12 protein-coding genes are annotated in these 20930 nt (G+C 72.1%); 5 read left to right on the top strand and 7 right to left on the bottom strand.

Annotated features, from left to right (window positions below):
* Positions 1 to 198 precede the first annotated feature (198 nt).
* Positions 199 to 3036 (top strand): preprotein translocase subunit SecA, encoded by a 2838-nt coding sequence (gene secA, locus IH48_RS0124765; protein WP_030908768.1) that lies wholly within the window; start codon positions 199 to 201, stop codon positions 3034 to 3036.
* Positions 3037 to 3142: 106 nt separating this feature from the next.
* Here the strand turns inward: secA and IH48_RS0124760 are convergent, their stop codons facing one another.
* Positions 3143 to 3658 (bottom strand): Rv3235 family protein, encoded by a 516-nt coding sequence (locus IH48_RS0124760; protein ID WP_234434371.1) that lies wholly within the window; start codon positions 3656 to 3658, stop codon positions 3143 to 3145.
* 287 nt (positions 3659 to 3945) lie between these two features.
* On the opposite strand from IH48_RS0124760, the gene IH48_RS0124755 reads away from it, so the two are divergent.
* From IH48_RS0124755 to IH48_RS0124745, 3 genes are all read left to right on the top strand, one after another.
* Complete coding sequence (locus IH48_RS0124755; protein ID WP_030908762.1) at positions 3946 to 4452, top strand: DUF6912 family protein; 507 nt, start codon at positions 3946 to 3948, stop codon at positions 4450 to 4452.
* 71 nt (positions 4453 to 4523) lie between these two features.
* Positions 4524 to 5195: an HAD family hydrolase gene (locus IH48_RS0124750; protein WP_030908759.1), complete on the top strand. Its 672-nt coding sequence runs from the start codon at positions 4524 to 4526 to the stop codon at positions 5193 to 5195.
* Between the two features lie 439 nt (positions 5196 to 5634).
* The gene (locus tag IH48_RS0124745) at positions 5635 to 10629 is read left to right on the top strand and encodes an NAD-glutamate dehydrogenase (RefSeq protein ID WP_030908756.1); all 4995 of its coding nucleotides are present in this window, start codon (positions 5635 to 5637) and stop codon (positions 10627 to 10629) included.
* 562 nt (positions 10630 to 11191) lie between these two features.
* Here the strand turns inward: IH48_RS0124745 and IH48_RS0124740 are convergent.
* Together IH48_RS0124740 and IH48_RS0124735 are read right to left on the bottom strand one after the other, a co-directional pair.
* Positions 11192 to 11989 carry an ABC transporter ATP-binding protein gene (locus tag IH48_RS0124740; RefSeq protein ID WP_030908753.1) on the bottom strand — a complete coding sequence of 266 codons (798 nt, stop codon included), beginning with the start codon at positions 11987 to 11989 and terminating at the stop codon, positions 11192 to 11194.
* Complete coding sequence (locus IH48_RS0124735) at positions 11982 to 12905, bottom strand: ABC transporter permease (protein ID WP_030908750.1); 924 nt, start codon at positions 12903 to 12905, stop codon at positions 11982 to 11984. Before IH48_RS0124735 ends, IH48_RS0124740 begins: the two co-directional genes overlap by 8 nt.
* A gap of 127 nt (positions 12906 to 13032) precedes the next feature.
* Here IH48_RS0124735 and IH48_RS0124730 point away from each other — a divergent pair, with 127 nt between their 5' ends.
* On the top strand, positions 13033 to 13641 hold the full coding sequence (locus IH48_RS0124730; protein WP_030908748.1) for a TetR/AcrR family transcriptional regulator: 609 nt from the start codon (positions 13033 to 13035) through the stop codon (positions 13639 to 13641).
* Positions 13642 to 13694: 53 nt separating this feature from the next.
* Here the strand turns inward: IH48_RS0124730 and IH48_RS0124725 are convergent, their stop codons facing one another.
* The 4 genes from IH48_RS0124725 to IH48_RS0124710 form a co-directional block, all read right to left on the bottom strand.
* Positions 13695 to 14666 (bottom strand): carbohydrate ABC transporter permease, encoded by a 972-nt coding sequence (locus IH48_RS0124725; RefSeq protein ID WP_078849994.1) that lies wholly within the window; start codon positions 14664 to 14666, stop codon positions 13695 to 13697.
* Entirely contained in the window at positions 14663 to 15946 is a 1284-nt protein-coding gene (locus IH48_RS0124720) for a carbohydrate ABC transporter permease (protein WP_030908744.1), read from the bottom strand. Before IH48_RS0124720 ends, IH48_RS0124725 begins: the two co-directional genes overlap by 4 nt.
* 70 nt (positions 15947 to 16016) lie before the next feature.
* Positions 16017 to 17429: an ABC transporter substrate-binding protein gene (locus IH48_RS0124715; RefSeq protein ID WP_030908742.1), complete on the bottom strand. Its 1413-nt coding sequence runs from the start codon at positions 17427 to 17429 to the stop codon at positions 16017 to 16019.
* A 241-nt stretch (positions 17430 to 17670) separates the two neighbouring features.
* The gene (locus IH48_RS0124710; RefSeq protein ID WP_420705535.1) at positions 17671 to 20781 is read right to left on the bottom strand and encodes an FtsK/SpoIIIE domain-containing protein; all 3111 of its coding nucleotides are present in this window, start codon (positions 20779 to 20781) and stop codon (positions 17671 to 17673) included.
* Positions 20782 to 20930: the final 149 nt, after the last annotated feature.

The raw sequence follows: 20930 nt of genomic DNA, 5'->3' as shown, positions 1-20930 counted from the left end.
ATTCAGCGGCCCGCCCGGCACCTTGGAGGACGCCCGCGCGTTCTGTATGACGGGTGCCGGGCCGCCCCGTACCGCTGCGGCCCTCCCGGCGCGGGCCTGTCCTCGCTTACGATGGCCGATGCGGTCGGGCACGGCTGCCCGCGCCCGCGCCCGTACACGAACCCAGTGCCAGGCCGACCGGCAAGGAGACCAGCCTCAGTGTCCGTCTTCAACAAGCTCATGCGTGCAGGCGAAGGCAAGATCCTGCGCAAACTGCACCGCATCGCGGACCAGGTCAACTCCATCGAAGAGGACTTCGTCAACCTCTCCGACGCCGAGTTGCGCGCTCTCACGGACGAGTACAAGGAGCGCTTCGCCGAGGGCGAGAGCCTCGACGACCTGCTGCCCGAGGCGTTCGCGACCGTCCGTGAGGCGGCCAAGCGCGTGCTCGGACAGCGTCACTACGACGTGCAGATCATGGGCGGCGTGTCCCTGCACCTCGGGTACGTGTCCGAGATGAAGACCGGTGAGGGCAAGACCCTCGTCGGCACGCTGCCCGCGTACCTGAACGCGCTGGCCGGCAAGGGTGTGCACTTCATCACGGTGAACGACTACCTGGCCGAGCGCGACTCGGAGCTGATGGGCCGCGTCCACAAGTTCCTCGGACTCACCGTCGGCTGCATCCTGGCGAACATGACGCCCGCCCAGCGCCGCGAGCAGTACAACTGCGACATCACGTACGGGACGAACAACGAGTTCGGCTTCGACTACCTGCGCGACAACATGGCGTGGTCGGCGGACGAGCTCGTCCAGCGCGGGCACAACTACGCGATCGTCGACGAGGTCGACTCCATCCTCGTCGACGAGGCCCGCACGCCGCTGATCATCTCGGGCCCCGCCGACCAGGCGACGAAGTGGTACGGAGACTTCGCCAAGCTGGTGCTCAGGCTCACCAAGGGCGAGGCGGGCAACCAGCTCAAGGGCATCGAGGAGACCGGCGACTACGAGGTCGACGAGAAGAAGCGCACGGTCGCCATCCACGAGCCCGGCGTGACCAAGGTCGAGGACTGGCTGGGCATCGACAACCTGTACGAGTCGGTGAACACGCCGCTCGTCGGTTACCTGAACAACGCGATCAAGGCCAAGGAGCTCTTCAAGAAGGACAAGGACTACGTCGTCATCGACGGCGAGGTCATGATCGTCGACGAGCACACCGGCCGTATCCTCGCGGGCCGCCGCTACAACGAGGGCATGCACCAGGCGATCGAGGCGAAGGAAGGGGTGGACATCAAGGACGAGAACCAGACACTCGCGACGATCACCCTGCAGAACTTCTTCCGCCTGTACGACAAGCTCTCCGGCATGACCGGTACGGCCATGACCGAGGCCGCCGAGTTCCACCAGATCTACAAGCTCGGCGTCGTGCCCATCCCGACGAACAAGCCCATGATCCGCGCGGACCAGTCGGACCTGATCTACCGCACCGAGGTCGCGAAGTTCGCCGCCGTCGTCGACGACATCGAGGAGAAGCACGACAAGGGCCAGCCGATCCTGGTCGGCACGACCTCCGTCGAGAAGTCCGAGTACCTCTCGCAGCAGCTCAACAAGCGCGGCATCCAGCACGAGGTGCTGAACGCGAAGCAGCACGACCGCGAGGCGCCGATCATCGCCCAGGCGGGGCGCAAGGGCGCCGTCACCGTCGCGACGAACATGGCCGGGCGCGGTACGGACATCAAGCTGGGCGGCAACCCCGACGACCTGGCGGAGGCGGAGCTGCGCCAGCGCGGCCTCGACCCCGTCGAGCACGTCGAGGAGTGGGCGGCGGCGCTGCCGGCCGCCCTGGAGAAGGCCGAGGAGGCAGTCAGGGCCGAGTTCGAGGAGGTCACGAGCCTCGGCGGCCTGTACGTGCTGGGCACCGAGCGCCACGAGTCGCGCCGCATCGACAACCAGCTGCGCGGCCGTTCCGGCCGCCAGGGCGACCCGGGCGAGTCCCGCTTCTACCTGTCGCTCGGCGACGACCTGATGCGGCTGTTCAAGGCGCAGATGGTCGAGCGCGTCATGTCGATGGCCAACGTGCCGGACGACGTGCCGATCGAGAACAAGATGGTGACGCGCGCGATCGCCTCGGCGCAGTCGCAGGTCGAGCAGCAGAACTTCGAGACGCGCAAGAACGTCCTGAAGTACGACGAGGTGCTCAACCGCCAGCGCGAGGTCATCTACGGCGAGCGCCGGCGGGTCCTGGAGGGCGAGGACCTTCAGGAGCAGGTCACGCACTTCATGGACGACACGATCGACGCCTACATCCAGGCGGAGACCGTCGAGGGGTTCGCGGAGGAGTGGGACCTCGACCGCTTGTGGGGCGCGTTCAAGCAGCTCTACCCGGTGAAGGTCACCGTCGAGGAGCTCGAGGAGGACGCGGGCGACCGCGCGGGTCTGACGGCCGAGTTCATCGGCGAGTCGATCAAGGACGACATCCACGAGCAGTACGAGCAGCGTGAGAGCCAGCTCGGCTCGGACATCATGCGCGAGCTCGAGCGGCGCGTGGTGCTCTCCGTGCTGGACCGCAAGTGGCGCGAGCACCTCTACGAGATGGACTACCTCCAGGAGGGCATCGGCCTGAGGGCCATGGCGCAGAAGGACCCGCTGGTCGAGTACCAGCGCGAGGGCTTCGACATGTTCAACGCCATGATGGAGGGCATCAAGGAGGAGTCCGTCGGCTACCTGTTCAACCTGGAGGTCCAGGTCGAGCAGCAGGTCGAGGAGGTCGAGCTGCCCGCGCAGGACGCCGCCGCCGCGGACGCGGAGCCGACGTCGCTGGTCAAGGAGGAGGCGGTGGCCGCGGGCGCGCGTCCCGAGATCCGCGCGAAGGGCCTGGAGTCGCCGCAGCGCTCCGACCGGCTGCGCTTCTCGGCGCCGTCGGTGGACGGCGAGGGCGGCGTGGTCGAGGGCGAGTTCGAGCACGAACCGGCCGGCGGTCCGACGCGTTCGACGGCGGACGGCATGACGCGCGCGGAGCGCCGCAAGGCGCAGCGCGGCGGCCGCCGCCGCAAGAAGTAGGCGAAAGGTCAGGTCAGGGGCGCGCGCCGCACGGTGCGCGCCCCTGACCATGCCCGCCGTGCCGGGAGCCGTCAGGGTTTCGGGCGCCGGCGCGTGCCGGGCGCCGTCACGTGTCGCCGCGGGTGACGCGCGCGCCTCCGATCTCCACCGCCGCGCAGCGCCATCTGCGGTCAGGGCCCTGCTCGAGGCGGAAGGCCATCGCGCGTACGCGTGCGCCCGAGGCGATGCTCGCGTACGCCTCGACCACGCCCGGGCACGGCCGGAAGCCGCGGCACCGGCGCACGACGGGCCTGCGGTGTCCCGCGGCGGCGCCGAGCGGGGCACCGGGCGCGAGCCGGACGAGTTGTTCGTACGCCTCGCCCACCGTCCACCCGAGCATCCAGTGGACGGGGCGTGCGCCGCTGAGCACGGCGAGCAGGCGCTCTGCGAACAGGTCCTGCGGAGGCAGGGCGACGTCAGGGCGGCGCGCGGCGCGCCCCGCGCCAGGGCCGCGCGGGTCACGCCTGCCCGGCGGCCGCCTGGTGCCGATGACGCGCGCCGCGGCGGTGTCGCCGTCGGCCGTTCCGCGCGCGGTACGCGTGGACGCGCTCCTGCCCGGTGCCGTGCGTGTCGATGTGGTCATGCAGATCGCCCCCGTTCTGCCGCCGACCGTCATACCGGTCGGTAACTTTGTGTTGCGCCTCTTTTACGGGGAGTGATCACGCTGATGCAAGGGGTTCGTCACCGCGCGGCGGCGCGGCGACCGTCACACGGTCGAGTGAATGCGTGATGGGTGAGGGCCGGAACCGTGCGTCCGCCCGCGTCCCCGGCGCGACGCGCGGTGGACGCGGGGCCACCGGCAGCGTCACCCCCAGGGAGGACACCCGCACGTATCCTTGATGCGCCCCCGACTACGAAAGCGGTCACCCCATGCGCGTCTACGTCCCCCTGACCCTGCCCGGCCTCGCCGAGGCGCACAGGAAGGGCGAGCTGGGCCCCGGGCCGTTCACGGCCTACGCGGTGACGCCGGAGCTGCGCGAGTGGTACGTGTCCGACGACATCGAGGAGCTGGAGTACGCGGCGCTCAACCGGGCCGCCGCCGCCTCGCTGCGCGCCCTGGCCACGGATCCCGCCCTGCCCCGCCGGCGCGTGGTCGTCGCGGCCGACGTGGCCGACCGCGACGCCGAGGCCGACCCCGACCGCGGCCTCGGCGGCGGTTTCGTCGGCGAGGTCAGGATCGCCGCGGCCGTCCCGCTGTCCAAGGCCGCCGCCGTGCACATGGACGCGGACGACGCGCACGACGACGTGTCCGCGGCGGCGGCCGCGCTGGGCGCCGCGGATCAGGGCGACGACGACGCGCAGTTCACGGTCGACGGAGCCGAGGACCACGAGCTGCTCTGGTACGGCGTCCAGGAGATCCCCGGCCTGATCGCCTGACGGGCCGGGGCGGACCGGCCCGGGACCCGGGCCTGCCCCCGCTGTCAGACCCCGCGGGTACGGTTTTCGGCATGGGGAAGCCACACGCACATCTCGTCTGGGACTGGAACGGCACGCTCTTCGACGACATCGACGCGGTCCTCGGGGCGACCAACGCGTCGTTCGCGGAGATAGGCCTCGAACCGCTCACGCTTGAGCGGTACCGGGAGCTGTACTGCGTGCCGGTGCCGGTGTTCTACGAGCGGCTGGTCGGGCGGCGCCCGACCGAGGCGGAGTGGCGTGTGATGGATGACACGTTCCACCGCCACTACTCGGCACGCAGGGCCGCGTGCGGCCTCGCCGAGGGCGCGGCGGAACTGCTCGCCCAGTGGTCGCTCGCGGGCCGCTCCCAGTCGCTGTGCAGTCTCTTCGCGCACGAGGAACTGGTGCCCGTGGTGGGCGGGTTCGGCATCGACCGGCACTTCGTGCGGGTCGACGGGCGTACGGGGCCCTCGGGCGTCAGCAAGTCCGAGCAGATGGCCCGGCACGTCGAGGCGCTGGCCGCGGCCGGTGGGGTCTCCGCGGCGCACACGGTCGTCATCGGCGACGCGCTGGACGACGCGGTCGCCGCGCGGCACGTGGGCGCGCGGGCAGTGCTCTACACGGGTGGATCCAACAGCAGGGCCGGACTCTCGGCTGCCGGAGTTCCCGTCGTGGACACGCTGGCGGAGGCCGTGGAGGCGGCATACGCGCTGGTGGGGTGAGGTGGCGGCGCCGGTCATCGGGCCGGTGCGCGTGGGTGTCGACGGGGAGAGCGGGGGGAGGCGTGGCCATGGAGCGTCCGGGTCTGTCAAGGCCGGCGGTACCGTTCGTGCCGGCCGCACTGTCCACACTGTCCAAGTGTCAGCCGGGTTTTGTACACATACCGCTCGTGACGGCTGCCCCTTTCCGCGAGATAGGGTCGTTGCGTGATCAGCGCGATATGCGGAGAGGGCTCAGCCCCCTGCAAGCGCCCGGAGCGCCATGGCGGCCGGGCGATCGCTGCTTCTTGTGATCCGGGCGCGCGACCCTTTGTGGCCGATTTCGTCACGGACATCTCTCATCGCGGCATAACGTCGACCTCGACCGGAAACACCGCGTCGTGGCGTTGTGTCGGTACGTTCACCTACGTCACGCAATGGCGCGCGACAGGAGCCAGAGGACATGCAGACCAAGCTGGACGAAGCCAAGGCCGAGCTGCTCGCTCGGGCGGCAAGGGTCGCTGAAGACGGCCCGGCAGGGCAGACCGCGGGCCTGGGAGGCCAGCGGCCGGACGGCGCGGGCGCCGAGGCCGGCAGCGGCGGCGAGCCGGACCGTGACACGCTTCTCGCGTACCTCCAGCGCTACTACCTGCATACGGCGCCCGAGGACCTGGCCGACCGCGACCCGGTGGATGTCTTCGGCGCCGCGGTCTCGCACTACCGGCTGGCGGAGAGCCGGCCGCAGGGAACGGCGAACGTGCGGGTGCACACGCCGACGGTGGAGGAGAACGGCTGGACGTCGCCGCACTCCGTCGTCGAGGTGGTCACGGACGACATGCCCTTCCTCGTCGACTCGGTCACCACCGAGCTCACCCGCCAGGGCAGCGGCATCCACGTCGTCATCCACCCGCAGATCGCCGTCCGCCGTGATGTGACAGGCAAGCTGATCGAGGTCCTGCCCGAGGGCACGAAGCCCGACGGCACGGCCGACGCCGACCGGGTCCACGACGCGAACATCGAGTCCTGGATCCACGTCGAGATCGATCGCGAGACCGACCGCGACGACCTCCACCAGATCACCACCGACCTGCTGCGCGTCCTGTCCGACGTGCGCGAGGCCGTCGAGGACTGGGAGAAGATGCGCGCCGCCGCCGTGCGCATCGCCGACGAGCTGCCGGGCGAGCCCAAGGCCGCCGACCTGCTCGACGAGGACGTCGACGAGGCGCGCGAGCTGCTGCGCTGGCTCGCCGCCGACCACTTCACCTTCCTCGGCTACCGCGAGTACGAGCTCATGGACGGGGACGCGCTCACCGCCGTCCCCGGCACCGGCCTCGGTATCCTGCGCGCCGACCCGCGCCACGGTGAGGACGAGGACCACCCGGCGAGCCCCTCCTTCAGCCGGCTGCCCGCAGACGCGCGCGCGAAGGCCCGCGAGCACAAGCTGCTCATCCTCACCAAGGCCAACAGCCGCTCCACGGTGCACCGCCCCAGCTACCTCGACTATGTCGGCGTGAAGAAGTTCGACGCCGAGGGCAACGTCACCGGCGAGCGCCGCTTCCTCGGCTTGTTCTCCTCCGCCGCGTACACCGAGTCCGTGCGCCGCGTGCCCGTGGTGCGGCGCAAGGTCGCCGAGGTCCTCGACGGCGCGGGCTTCTCGCCCAGCAGCCACGACGGCCGCGACCTCCTGCAGATCATGGAGACGTACCCGCGCGACGAGCTGTTCCAGACTCCCGCCGACCGGCTGCGCTCCATCACCACCAGCGTCCTCTACCTCCAGGAGCGCCGCAGGCTGCGGCTCTACCTGCGCCAGGACGAGTACGGGCGCTACTACTCGGCGCTCGTCTACCTGCCGCGCGACCGCTACACGACCGCGGTCAGGCTGCGGCTGATCGACATCCTCAAGGAGGAGCTCGGCGGCATCAGCGTCGACTTCACGGCCTGGAACACCGAGTCCGTGCTCTCCCGCCTGCACTTCGTGATCAGGGTGCAGCCGGGCACGGAGCTCACCGAGCTGACCGACGCCGACGCGGACCGCATCGAGGCCCGGCTCGTCGAGGCCGCGCGCTCCTGGGCCGACGCCTTCTCGGACGCGCTCAACGCCGAGTGCGGCGAGGAGCACGCCGCCGAACTGCTGCGCCGCTGGGCGGGCTCCTTCCCCGAGGGCTACAAGGCCGACCACTCGCCGCGCGCCGCGGTGGCCGACCTGGTGCACCTGGAGGCGCTCGGCGAGGACGGGAACGAGTTCGCGCTCTCCCTGTACGAGCCGGTCGGCGCCGCGCCCGACGAGCGCCGCTTCAAGATCTACCGGACGGGGGAGCAGGTCTCCCTCACGGCGGTGCTGCCCGTGCTGCAGCAGCTCGGCGTCGAGGTCGTCGACGAACGGCCCTACGAGCTGCGCTGCGCCGACCGCACGCGCGCGTGGATCTACGACTTCGGCCTGCGGATGCCCGCGCCCGAGAGCGCCGGCGGGCCCCCCGCCGACGACGTGCGCACCCGGTTCCAGGAGGCGTTCGCCGCCGTCTGGACGGGGGCCGCGGAGAACGACGGGTTCAACGCGCTCGTCCTGGCGGCCGGGCTCACCTGGCGGCAGGCGATGGTGCTGCGCGCGTACGCCAAGTACCTGCGCCAGTCGGCGGCGACGTTCAGCCAGGACTACATGGAGGACACGTTCCGCCACAACGTCCACACGGCGCGGCTGCTCGTCTCGCTCTTCGAGGCGCGCATGTCGCCCGGCCGCCAGAACGCGGGCATCGAGCTCGTCGAGGCGCTCAGGGAGGAGCTGGACGCGGCGCTCGACCAGGTCGTGAGCCTCGACGAGGACCGCATCCTGCGCTCGTTCCACAGCCTGATCAAGGCCACGCTGCGGACGAACTTCTTCCAGCGCACGGAGGACGGCGGGCACCACGACTACGTGTCGATGAAGGTCGACCCGCAGGCGATCCCCGACCTGCCGGCGCCCCGCCCGGCCTTCGAGATCTGGGTGTACTCGCCGCGCGTCGAGGGCGTGCACCTGCGGTTCGGCAAGGTCGCGCGCGGCGGCCTGCGCTGGTCCGACCGGCGCGAGGACTTCCGCACGGAGATCCTCGGCCTGGTCAAGGCGCAGATGGTGAAGAACACCGTCATCGTGCCCGTGGGCGCCAAGGGCGGGTTCGTCGCCAAGCAGCTGCCCGACCCGGCGGCCGACCGTGACGCATGGCTGGCCGAGGGCATCGCCTCGTACAAGATCTTCATCTCGGCGCTGCTCGACATCACGGACAACCTGGTGGGCGGCGAGGTCGTGCCGCCGAAGGACGTCGTGCGGCACGACGGCGACGACACGTACCTCGTCGTCGCGGCCGACAAGGGCACGGCGAGCTTCTCCGACATCGCCAACGAGGTCGCCGTCTCCTACGACTTCTGGCTGGGCGACGCGTTCGCCTCGGGCGGCAGCGCGGGCTACGACCACAAGGGCATGGGCATCACGGCGCGCGGCGCCTGGGAGTCCGTCGAGCGGCACTTCCGCGAGCTCGGCCACAACACCCGGACCGAGGACTTCACGGTCGTCGGCGTCGGCGACATGTCCGGGGACGTCTTCGGCAACGGCATGCTCCTGTCGGAGCACATCAGGCTCGTCGCCGCCTTCGACCACCGGCACGTCTTCATCGACCCGACGCCGGACGCGGCGACCTCCTACGCGGAGCGCCGCCGCCTCTACGAGCTGCCGCGTTCCTCCTGGGCCGACTACGACACGAGCCTGCTCTCCGCGGGCGGCGGCATCCACCCGCGCACCGCGAAGTCGATCCCGGTCAACGCGCACGTGCGTGAGGCGCTCGGCATCGAGGAGAAGGTCACGAAGCTGACGCCTGCCGAGCTCATGCAGGCGATCCTCAAGGCGCCGGTCGACCTGGTGTGGAACGGCGGCATCGGCACGTACGTCAAGGCCACCACGGAGACCAACGCCGACGTCGGCGACAAGGCGAACGACGCCATCCGCGTCAACGGCGAGGATGTGCGGGCGAAGGTCATCGGCGAGGGCGGCAACCTCGGCCTGACCCAGCTCGGCCGCATCGAGTTCGCCCGGCGCGGCTCCGGCGGCTCGGGCGGCAAGGTCAACACGGACGCCATCGACAACAGCGCGGGCGTCGACACCTCCGACCACGAGGTGAACATCAAGATCCTCCTCAACGGCCTCGTGACCGAGGGGGACATGACCGTCAAGCAGCGCAACAAGCTGCTCGCGGAGATGACCGACGAGGTCGGCGCGCTGGTGCTGCGCAACAACTACGCGCAGAACACGACTCTCGCGGCGGCCGTCACGCAGTCCGCCAGCATGCTCCACGCCCACATGCGGTTCATGCGCCGTCTGGAGCGCGAGGGCCACCTCGACCGGGACATCGAGTTCCTGCCGCACGACCGGCAGATCCGCGAGCTGCTGAACGCGGACAGGGGGCTCACCCAGCCGGAGCTCGCCGTGCTCCTCGCGTACACGAAGATCACCGTCGCGGAGGAACTGATCGCGACGAGCCTGCCGGACGACGCGTACCTGCTGAAGCTGCTGCACGCGTACTTCCCCGCGCAGCTGCGTGACAGCTTCGCCGAGCAGATCGACAACCACGCGCTGCACCGCGAGATCATCACCACGGTGCTCGTCAACGACACCGTCAACATGGGCGGCTCGACCTTCCTGCACCGGCTGCGGGAGGAGACGGGCGCGTCCACGGAAGAGGTCGTCAGGGCGCACACAGCGGCGAGGGAGATCTTCGGCCTCGGCGCCGTCTGGGACGCGGTGGAGGACCTCGACAACACCGTCGCCGCCGACGTGCAGACGCAGATCAGGCTGCACTCGAGGCGGCTGGTCGAGCGGGCGACGCGCTGGCTGCTCGGCAACCGGCCGCAGCCGCTGGAGATCGCCGGCACGATCGCCTTCTTCTCGGACGGCGTGGAGCGCGTGTGGTCGCAGCTGCCGACGCTGCTGCTCGGCACGGAGCACGAGTGGTTCGACACGATCGAGGAGCGGATGAGCGCGGCGGGCGTGCCGAAGGAGTTCGCGACGCGCGTCGCGGGCTTCTCCTCGGTCTTCCCGGCGCTGGACATCGTGGCGATCGCCGACCGCACGGGCAAGGACGCGCTCACCGTCGCCGAGGTCTACTACGACCTCGGCGACCGGCTGCTGATCACGGAGCTGATGGACCGCATCCTCGAACTGCCGCGCACGGACCGCTGGAAGTCCATGGCGCGCGCCTCGATCCGCGAGGACCTCTACTCGGCGCACGCGTCGCTCACGGCGGACGTGCTGGCGTTCGGCGAGGACGGGGCGAGCCCGAAGGAGCGCTTCGAGGCGTGGGAGGAGAAGAACGCGGCGATCCTGGCGCGTTCACGCAACACGCTGGAGGAGATCCAGGGGTCCGACGCGTTCGACCTGGCGAACCTGTCCGTGGCCATGCGCACGATGCGGACGCTGCTGCGCACGCACAGCTGAGGCGTTCGGGGTGGGGCGTTGCGGCCGCAGACCGCAACGCCCCACCCGCGCGTGTGCGCCCCGGGCGTGTGCGCCCGCCGCGTGTGCCCGGCCGGGTGTGGGCCGCTACCCGGGGTGCCCCGGGCGTGTCGGGCAGCCGTGTCCGTGTACGTCGGGTCGCGCGCAGCGCGGCACCCACCGGGCCGCCACAGGACCCGTGCGGGTCCGGCTGGGCGTGGATCGCTGGGCAGTGCCACCCCGGGCCTCGCGCCGGCCAGGCCCCCCTTGCAGGTTGCAGGCTCGCGGATCCGGCGGGCAGGCTCGCGGGCTTCCGGACGGGTCGACGAGGCGCAGGCGCCCGGGGGCGCCTTGGACGGCCGTGCCCGTGTCCGTGCCGTGCGGGCGGGGTGACCGCCTGCCCGCACGGGGAGGGCTCGCCCTCGGGCTGCCGGGGCACGCCGCGCTGCCGGGGCGGCAGCCGACCGTGCGGAGGGTCGCTCACGGCGATGCCCCCGGGGCGCGTGCTCCGGGGGCTCGGGCGTCGTACAGCGGGCGCGGGGCCGGTGGCCCCGACGGCCACCGGCTACTTCGCGGCCGCCGGCTTCGCCTTCGGCTTGGACGCCGTGAAGCGCTCGTAGGCGTCGACCACCTCGTCCGCCGGCCCGTCCATCCGCAGCGTGCCCGCTTCCAGCCACAGTGCGCGGCCGCAGGTCTCCCTGATGGCCCTGTTGCTGTGGCTGACGAGGAAGACCGTGCCCGCCTCCTTGCGGAGCTCCTGGATGCGCTCTTTGCTGCGTGCCTGGAACTTCGCGTCCCCGGTGGAGAGGGCCTCGTCGATCAGCAGCACGTCGTGGTTCTTCGCCGCCGCGATGGAGAACCGCAGCCGCGCGCCCATGCCTGAGGAGTACGTGCGCATCGGCAGCGAGATGAAGTCGCCCTTCTCGTTGATGCCGGAGAAGTCGACGATGTCGTCGTAGACGTCCTTCACCTCGCGGCGCGACATGCCCATCGCGAGCCCGCCGAGCACGACGTTGCGCTCGCCCGTCAGGTCGTTCATCAGCGCCGCGTTGACGCCGAGGAGCGACGGCTGTCCCGCGGTGTGGATGCGGCCGGCCGACGGCACCTGGAGGCCGGCGATCGTGCGCAGCAGCGTCGACTTGCCGGAGCCGTTGGACCCGATCAGGCCGATCGCCTCGCCGCGGTAGGCGGCGAAGCTGACGCCCTTCACGGCGTGCACCTCGCGCACGCCCACCGCGGGCCGCCGCGAGACGATGCGGCTGAGCGCCGAGGTGGCGCTGCCCCTGCCGCCCTTGGCGCCGTGCACCTTGTACGTCACGTGTACGCCGTCGGCCACGACGGTCGGGATGTGTTCGTCAGCCACGTCCGTAACTCTCCTCGGCCCGCCAGAAGTAGATGAAGCCGCCGACGAAGAACAGCAGGCCCCAGCCCAGCGTGAGCGCCCACGCGTGCGGCGGGATCTGGTTCGAGTGGAAGCTGTCGATCAGCGCGAACCGCATCATGTCGATGTAGACGGCACCGGGCTGGCAGCGCAGCGCCATGACCACCCAGTCGGGGATGCCCTGGTGGCCGCTGGCGAGCTTCTCCACGCTCCACATCACGCCCGACGTGTACATCCACACGCGGATGATGAACGGCATCAGCTGGGCGATGTCGGGCGTCTTCGCGCCCAGCCGCGCCATGATCAGCGAGACGCCCGCGCAGAACAGCGACTGGCACGCCAGCGCCGGGATCGCGAGCACCCAGTGGAAGCGCGGGTACTGGCCGAAGGCGACCAGGATGATGACCAGCGCGCAGATCGAGAAGAACAGCTGCTGGAGCTGCTGGAGCACCAGCGAGAGCGGCAGTGAGGCCCGCGGGAAGTGCAGTGCGCGCACCAGGCCCTGGTTGGACGAGATGGCGCGGGTGCCGGAGGTGACCGAGTTGGCGGTGTACGTCCAGATGAAGACGCCCGTCACGAGGAACGGCACGTAGTCGGGGATGTTCCGCTTCGTGCCGAGCAGCACGCCGAAGATGAAGAAGTAGACGATCGCGTTGAGCAGCGGCGTCATGATCTGCCAGATCTGCCCGAGCTTCGCCTGGCTGTACTGGGCGGTCAGCTTGGCGGTGGCGAACGTCGTGATGAAGTGCCGCCGCGACCACAGCTGGCCCACGTACTGGGTCAGCGTGGGCCGCGCGCCGCTCACCGAGAGGCCGTGCCGGGCGGCGAGTGCGGCGAGATCCGTCTCGTTGCCCGGGGCTGGGGGAGTGGCATGAGTCGGTGCGATCGTCTGGCTCACAGGAGTCGCTTTCGACGTGAAGGGGGGTTTCACCGACGACGGAACGCTTCCGTATCGTCGCACCGCTGAGAGTACGGTCCCATTACGTCGCAACGCAACCGTAGCGTCGTGACGGTATGCTCAAGAGATGACCAACGGACCGCGTACAGCACGCCGTGTCCCCGCGGGTGCCGCAGTACTCAGGGAGGACGTGACCGACGCCATCCGCGCCGCCGTGTTCGAGGAGCTCGCGGCGGTCGGCTTCGCCAGGATGTCCATAGAGGGCATCGCGCGCCGGGCGGGCGTGGGCAAGACCGCGGTCTACCGGCGCTGGAAGTCCAAGCTCGCGCTCGTCCTCGACCTCGTCTCCGTGTTCGCCGCGCAGGGGCTGCCGGCCCCCGCCACCGGCTCCCTCCACGGCGACGTGCGCGCCCTGCTGCAGGTCGCGTCGGCGGCGCTGCGCCACCCCGTGGCGTCGCAGGTCATCCCGGACCTGCTCGTGGAGTCCGCGCGCAACCCCGAGATCGCGGACACCATCAGGGCGACGCTGCTCGACGGCCAGCAGGGCATCGCGGCGGTGATCGTCAGGGACGCCGTGGCGCGGGGGGAACTGCGCGAGGGCACCGACCCCGACACGGCGCTCGATCTGATCGTCGGCCCCCTGTACTGGCGTCTCGCCGTCGTGCGCGGGCCACTGCCCAAGGGGTACCTGGACCAGCTGGCGGCCTCGGCCGTCGCGGCGCTGCGGCACGGCTGACGGCGACCGCGCGGGCAGCGCGCCCGCGCGCCCGCACACCCGCCGCCTTGGGCCTACTTGACGGCCCCCGCCATCACCCCGGACACGAACTGCCGCTGGAACGCGAAGAACACGGCCAGCGGAATGATCATCGACAGGAACGCACCGGGCGCCAGCACGTCGACGTTGTTGCCGAACTGCCGCACCTGCTGCTGGAGCGCGACGGTGATCGGCGGGTTCTTCGAGTCGGCGAACACCAGCGCCACCAGCATGTCGTTCCACACCCACAGGAACTGGAAGATGCCGAGCGACGCGATCGCCGGGCCGCCGAGCGGCATCACCACGCGCGTGAACAGCCGTATCTCGCCGGCCCCGTCCAGGCGCGCGGCCTCCAGCAGTTCCCGCGGGATCTCCGCGAAGAAGTTGCGCAGCAGGAAGATCGCGAACGGCAGCCCGAACGCGACGTGGAAGAGGACCACGCCGAGCGTCGTCTCGAAGATGCCGATCGCGCCGAACAGCCTCGACACCGGGATCAGCGCCACCTGCACCGGCACCACGAGCAGCGCCACCACGCCGATGAACCACCAGTCGCGGCCCGGGAACTCCATCCAGGCGAAGGCGTACCCGGCGAACGAGCCGATCACGACGACGAGCAGCGTCGCGGGCACGGTGATCAGGACCGTGGACAGCAGCGAGTTGGTGATGACGTGGTTGTCGAGCAGGTTGGCGTAGTTCTCGAACGTCAGCCGGGACGGCTTCGTGAAGACCTGCCACCAGCCGCTCGACGCGATGTCGTCCGCGCCGCGCAGCGACGACAGCAGCAGGCCGATCGTCGGCATCAGCCAGAACAGGCCCACCAGGACGAGCACGGCCCGCACCGCGCCGCCGCCGAGGCGCGCCGCGACCCGGGCGGGCAGCGAGCGCTCATCGCCGCCGGGACGGCGCGCACGCCCGCGGCGGTTCGCACGCGCGGGGCGCGCCGGCCTCGCGGTGAGGGGGGAGCGGCCCGAGGGCGAGGCGCCGATCACCGGTTCCTCCGTGGTCATCGGCGGTTCTCCCTTCGCATGCGGCGGATGTTGACCAGCATCACCGGGATCACCAGCAGGAGCAGGAGTACCGCGATCGCGCTGCCCACGCCCAGGTCGGCGTCCGTGCCGAACGACGACCGGTAGAGCTGGAGCGCCAGGACGTTGGCGTCGTCCTGCGAGGAGCCCGGCGCGATGATGTACACGAGGTCGAAGATCTTCAGCACGTTGATCATCAGCGTCACGAGCACGACGCCGAGCACGGGCGCCAGCAGCGGCACGGTGACCCGCCGGAAGACCTGCCACTCGTTCGCGCCGTCGACCCGCGCCGCCTCGAGCAGCTCACGCGGCATGCCCGCGAGCCCCGCCGCGATCAGCACCATCGCGAACCCCGCCCACATCCACAGGTAGCTGCCGATGATGGCCGGCGTCACGAGGTGCGGGCCGAGCCACTCCACGCCGTCGTAGGGCTTCCTGAAGTTGGCCGCGGGCAGCTTGAGCACCGCGCCGTCCGCCGCCTTCGGCAGCGTGAACGTGCCGTCGCCCGCGGCCTTCGTGGACGCGACGACCTTGCCGCCCTTGACCGCCTCGATCTTGACGCCGGCGAGGCCGCGCTCCTTCGGGTCGATGACGTTGGGCCTGCCTCCGCCGCCCAGCGTGAAGTCCAGCCACGTCGTGCCGGTGATCGCCCCCGGCTTCCGCGCGGCGGCCCTGGCCGTCTTCGCGTCCGACGGCATCTTGCCCGGCGCCACCCCGACCAGCGGCAGCCGCACCGGGGTGCCCGCGTGCACCGGCTGCTTGGTGACGAACGAACCGCCGCCACCCGCCTTGAGCGGATGCAAGGGCAGCGGGTGCGCGCCCGGGTATCCGGCGGACTCGGCGAACGTGTCGTGCACGCCCACCCACACCGCGTTCGCCACGCCGCGCGCCGGGTCCTGCTCGTACACAAGACGGAAGATGATCCCGGCCGCGAGCATGGAGATGGCCATCGGCATGAAGACGACGAGCTTGAACGCCGTGCCCCAGCGGACCCGTTCGGTCAGGACGGCGAAGATCAGGCCGAGCGCTGTCGCGACGACGGGCGCCACGACGACCCAGATCACGTTGTTCTCGACGGCCTTGCGGATCGAGTCGTCGGTGAAGAGGGTGACGTAGTTGCCGAGCCCGGCGAAGCCGTGGCCCGACTTGTCGAGGAACGACCGGTAGACCGAGTACCCGATCGGGTACACCACGAGCGCGCCGAGCAGCACGAGCGCGGGCAGCAGGAACCCCACCGCCACGGCCTTCCGGGTGCCTGTCACGCTCTTGCGCGCCTTCCCGCCGGGGGACGCCGGCGTGCCGGCGCCCCCCGTGACCGCTGACGTCACCGCGTCAGCTCGTGAAGGCCTTGGCCGCGTCGGCCTCCAGCTTGCGCTGGGTGCCCGCGACGTCCTTCGGATTCTTCAGGAAGTCCTGGAGGTCCTTCCACTCGCCCTTGCCGGGCGTTCCGCCGAACGACTGCGGCATCGAGTCGGACATGTCGAACCGGAAGTCGTCGCCCGACGCGATCAGCGCCTTCGCGATCGACCGCTCCACGTCGTCCGGGTACGCCGACATGGGGAGCGACTTGTCGGGGGAGACGAAGCCGCCCTGCGCCGCCCAGATCTTCGCCGCGTCGGGGGAGGCGAGGAACGTCAGCAGCGCCTGGGCCCCCTTGGTGTCCTTCAGCGCCACGGCCGCGTCGCCGCCCGTGACCACGGGGGGTTTCGCGCCGACCGCGGGGAACGGGAAGATCTTCGCGTCCGTGCCGATCTTGGCCTTCGTCTGCTGGACGTTGACCCCGGCGAAGTCCGCCGCCGAGACCATGGCCGCCTTGGGCGTGTCACCGCCCGTGAAGGTCTGGGTGACGGAGGCGGGGAACTCCGTCTGGAGCGCGCCGTCCGGCCCCCCGGCGAGGGTGTTGGGCCTGCCGAAGAGCTGCCCGAGCGTCGTGAGCGCCTTCTTGACGGACGGGTCGGTCCACTTGATCTTGTGCTTGCCCAGCTGGTCGTACTTCTCGGGGCCCGCCTGCGACAGGTACACGTTCTCGAACCAGTCGGTGAGCGTCCAGCCGTCCGCGCCGCCGACCGACAAGGGTGTGACACCGGAGGCCGAGAGGGTGTCCACCGTCTTCAGGAACTGCGGCCATGTCTTCGGGACGGTGGCCCCGGCGTTCTGGAACGCCTTGTTGTTGTACCAGACGAGGGACTTGTTGGCGGCCTTGAAGTAGACCCCGTACTGCGTGCCGTCCACCGCGCCGAGGTCCTGCCAGCCCTTGCTGTAGTTCTTCGCCAGCTCGGCCTTGGCCGCGGCACCCACGGGCTTCGCCCACTTCTTCGCCACCGCCTGGTCGATGGCCCCGACCTGGGGGAGCATGGCCACGTCGGGCGGGCTGCCGCCGGCGATCTTCGTGCCGAGAAAGTTGATGATGGGATCCTGGGCGGGCACGAACGTCACCGTGGCGCCTGTGCGCTTCTCGAACGCGTCGAGGACCTTGGTGAAGTTGGCCTGCTCTGGGCCCGTCCACACCGCGGCCACCTCGATCTTCTGGCCGGTCAGTTTCGGCAGGTGCAGCCCGCTGCCGCTCTGCCCGGACGACGCGCTCGCCCCGCCGCCCGACGCCCCGCCGTCAGACGCGCTGCCGCCCGAGCCGGAGCCGCCGCATCCCGCGAGTGCCGCCGCGCCGACGGCGACGAGTGCCACCGCCGCCCGGACGCCCAGCGGTCTGTGCGCAAGATCCTTGCCTGCCGTACGAGTTGTGCGCATCGCTGCATCCCCGTCTCTCCCGTGCGCGTGTGGATCCACGCTCGGAACAGGCACCACCGCCCGACGTGCCGGCGCCGCCACGTTCCGTGCGGACCAGTCCTACGCCGGGTGTTCATGACAGGCAAGAGCGTCACCGAGCCGTACGCGGTGATCGTGATGCGCTCGTAACGCTCCAGGACCGGCAACCAACACACGGTAAAGCCTTGAGGGTTGAGTGGATGCCGGCGCCCGGTCCCGCCGGTCAGGGGTGCACGGGCGAGAGCGGGGCGACCGGGGCCGCCGCGATGGAACGCGCCGCCCGGTCCATGGCACTGGCGAGCAGCGCCAGATCCGTCGGCCCGTTGCCCAGCTCGCGCAACGGGCGGCGCGTCGGCGGATCGCCCATCCGCTCCCACTCCAGGGGCGCCACCGTCGGGCGCCGGGTCGCCGTGCGCGGGATGCGGCCCGTCACCCGGCCCGCCTGGAAGGGCGTCGCGCCGCCGTCGGGACCGACGAGGCGGCCGCGGCCCGGCGTCGGATCCTCGGGCGCGGGCGCCGTCGGCGGCGCGTCGAGCACGGCGCGCAGGCGCACCGTACGCGCCAGTTCCGTGGACGCGGTGCGGTCATGGGCGCCGGACGCCGCCAGCAGGTGCACCCCCAGCCGCTCGCCGTCGCGCGCGATCGCCTGGAGCGCCCGCATCACGGATCCGGCGGCGGGGCGCCCGGGGCTGCCGAGCGCGGGAGCCGCCAGCGCGTCCAGGTCGTCGACGAGCACGGCCAGCCGCGGCAACGGGCTGGGCGCGCGCCGCACGTCCTGCCCCGGCCGCTGCCCGCCCGGGCGCAGCCGCAGCGTGCGCGTCGCCGACAGGGGCGCGTCGCCCGGCTGCTGCTCCCCGCGCTCCTCGCGCGCGTCCCCGGCCTGCCGCGCCTCGTGCCACTGGGCGAACGAGAGCGGGCCGAGCAGCTCGGCCCTGCGCTTGAGCTCCCCGCCGAGCGCCTGCGCGAACGCACGCATCCTGACGGGATCAGAGGCCACCAGGTGTTCCGTCACATGCGGCAGCTCCGTGAGCGCGGCGAGGCCCTCTCCCCTCATGCCGCCCGCGCCGTCGACCAGCAGAAGACCCAGATCGTCCGGGCGCGCGCCCGCCGCGAGCGAGGCGGCGAGCGCCCGCAGCAGCTCCGTGCGCCCGCTGCCGGGCGGGCCCTCGACCAGCAGGTGGGGGCCCTCGCGCACAAGGTCGGCCGCCACGGGACCGCGCGGCCCCGCGCCCAGCACCACGGCGCACTCCTGGCCGGCGTCGGCCGCCCGAGCCCAGCCGGCCAGCAGCGACGCGGGCGTGGCCCGCGCGAGGCCCAGCTCGTCCAGCAGCCTGGCGGTGCGCGGCAGCTCCGCGGCGGGGCGCGGGCCCGCCGCCGCGACCGTCGTACGCAGCGGCGCGAGCGCCCGCCCGAACCGCTCGGCCCACGCCGCCGACACCGCGTCCACGACCGCGACCGTGCCCCTGCCGTCGCCGACGGGCTGCCCCGGCGCGGTGCGCAGCACCCGCAGCGCGCCCGCCACGTCCCCGCTGAGCAGCGCGACGGCGCCGCACTCGCGGAACGGCAGCGACGCCGCGCAGGCCGCGTCATAGGTGGCCGTGACGGACGAGACCGCGGACGCGGCGGGCGTCTCGGCCAGGCACAGCACATGGATGCCCGCCGCGGGACCGGCCTGCGCGAGACGCGCCGTCGTCTCGCGCAGCGCCGCGGAGCCGGGGTCGCCGTCCACGACGAGCAGCGTCCTTTGGCCGGTGTGGCGCCGGGCGGCGGCCTCGACCGCGCCGGGCTCGGCGGACGCCCAGCCGGGGCCGAGCGGCCCCTCGTCAAGCCGCCGGCTGAGCTCGGCGGCCCTGGCCGCCGCCTGCTCCCTGTCGTACGCGAGAAGCAGCCTGCAGTCCTGCCCGTGGCCCGGCCTGGCGTGCGGCAGCCAGCCGAGCCAGCCCCAGTCCGCGCGCCGCTGCTCGACGCCCAGCGCGCGATCCGTCGTGATCAGCGCGATCTCCAGCTCCGACGGCGGGTGCAGGGCGGCGAGCTGCGCCACCACGGAGCGTGCGAGGCCGACGAGACGCGCGCGCGGCCCGGCGAGACCAAGCGAGCCGGCCTCCAGCAGTCCCACCGTCACCGGCGCGTGGCGGTCTGGCCTGTCCGCCGTGCCCAGCCTGACCACCAGCGCCTGGGGATGGGAGGGGCCGCGCTCCCACAGGCGGGGCCCCGGGGCGAGAGCGGTGAGCAGCAGCTCGGCCGCGTCCGGCCACGTGGAGTCGAGGGGAGTCCGCCCTGCGGGCCGCTCGCCGCCGCGCTGGAGCGGCACGCCGACATGCGTCTCGCCGCGCCCCGCGCCCCCGCCGAACCTGCGTGCCCAGGCGCCCAGGCCGCGGCGCCTGCCGGACGCCGCGTCGTCCTGCGTGCCGTCGCGCTGGCCCGGCACATGCGGCACCTCGCTCGCGATGGCGGGGCCGGAGGGATGGGACGGGCCGGAGGAGCCGCCCTCCGGGTGGCCGTGGCCGGCCTGTGCCTGCGGTCCGCCGAACGCGTGCCCGCCGTCCTGCCCCGTGCCGCCCGGCGCGTGCGGGAGGCCGGAGCCGGGCGCGGCGGCCGGAACGCGGCGGGGCGCGGCCCCGAGCCGCTCGCCGCCGAGCTCCCGCGGATCGGCCCCGGCATGGACCCCGGCGTCCGCCGCGCGCGCGTCCCCCGGCGTCACCCGCAGGTGGCCCTCGCCGTCGGGGACCGTCGCCAGCGCCGCCTCCCGCTCGCCCACGGCGAGCGTCACCGTCGACTCGCCAAGGCGCAGCGCCGCGCCCGGCGGCAGCGGGACCCGCGACGAGCCGACCGGCGCCCCGTCGAGCGTCGTGCCGTTCGTCGAGCCGAGGTCGGCCACCGCCACGGCGCCGTCCGCCGCGAGCGTCACAGCGCAGTGCAGCCGCGACACGTCCGGGTCGTCCAGGGGCACGTCCGCCTCGGCGGAGCGGCCGATCACCACGCGGCCGCCGTGCAGCAGGTGCACCCCGCCCGCGTCCGGGCCGGCCACCACCCTGAGCTGCGCCGGCGCCCCACGCGTGAGCCCCTCGTCGGCGGCGGGCGCGCCGAGCGACAGCACCGCGCCGTCGACCAGCGGCGGGTCGCCGAGGGCCGCACGCTGCGCGTCCAGCCGGACACCGTCCGCGTACAGCGCCGCCGCGCCGGGGGCGTCGGGGCCGAGGACCGAGGTGACGAGGCCGGACGCCACCGCCGCGAGCGCCGTGCCCGCCGGCGCGGTGACGAGGACGTCGCACGCGCGCCCCGCGGCGAGGACGGTCAGCCGGATCTGCATAGCCGTCAGCGGTCCCTTCTGCACAGGGTGTCCGGCGGGTACGGCGCCCGACCGGTACGTGAGGGCATCCTCGCACCTGCCACTGACAACACGCCCGCGCCCCGGTCTCAAGTGATCTTGATTGGTCGGCTGTGCGTGCATAAATGCCTGCTTGCGATCGTGTCCCGCGCGCT

It is taken from the genome of Streptomyces sp. NRRL F-5126 (assembly GCF_000721265.1).
In the GTDB taxonomy this organism is placed as follows: Bacteria; Actinomycetota; Actinomycetes; order Streptomycetales; family Streptomycetaceae; genus Streptomyces.
The sequence above is the reverse complement of the archived record's forward strand: the minus strand, read 5'-3'. Positions and strand labels throughout refer to the sequence as shown.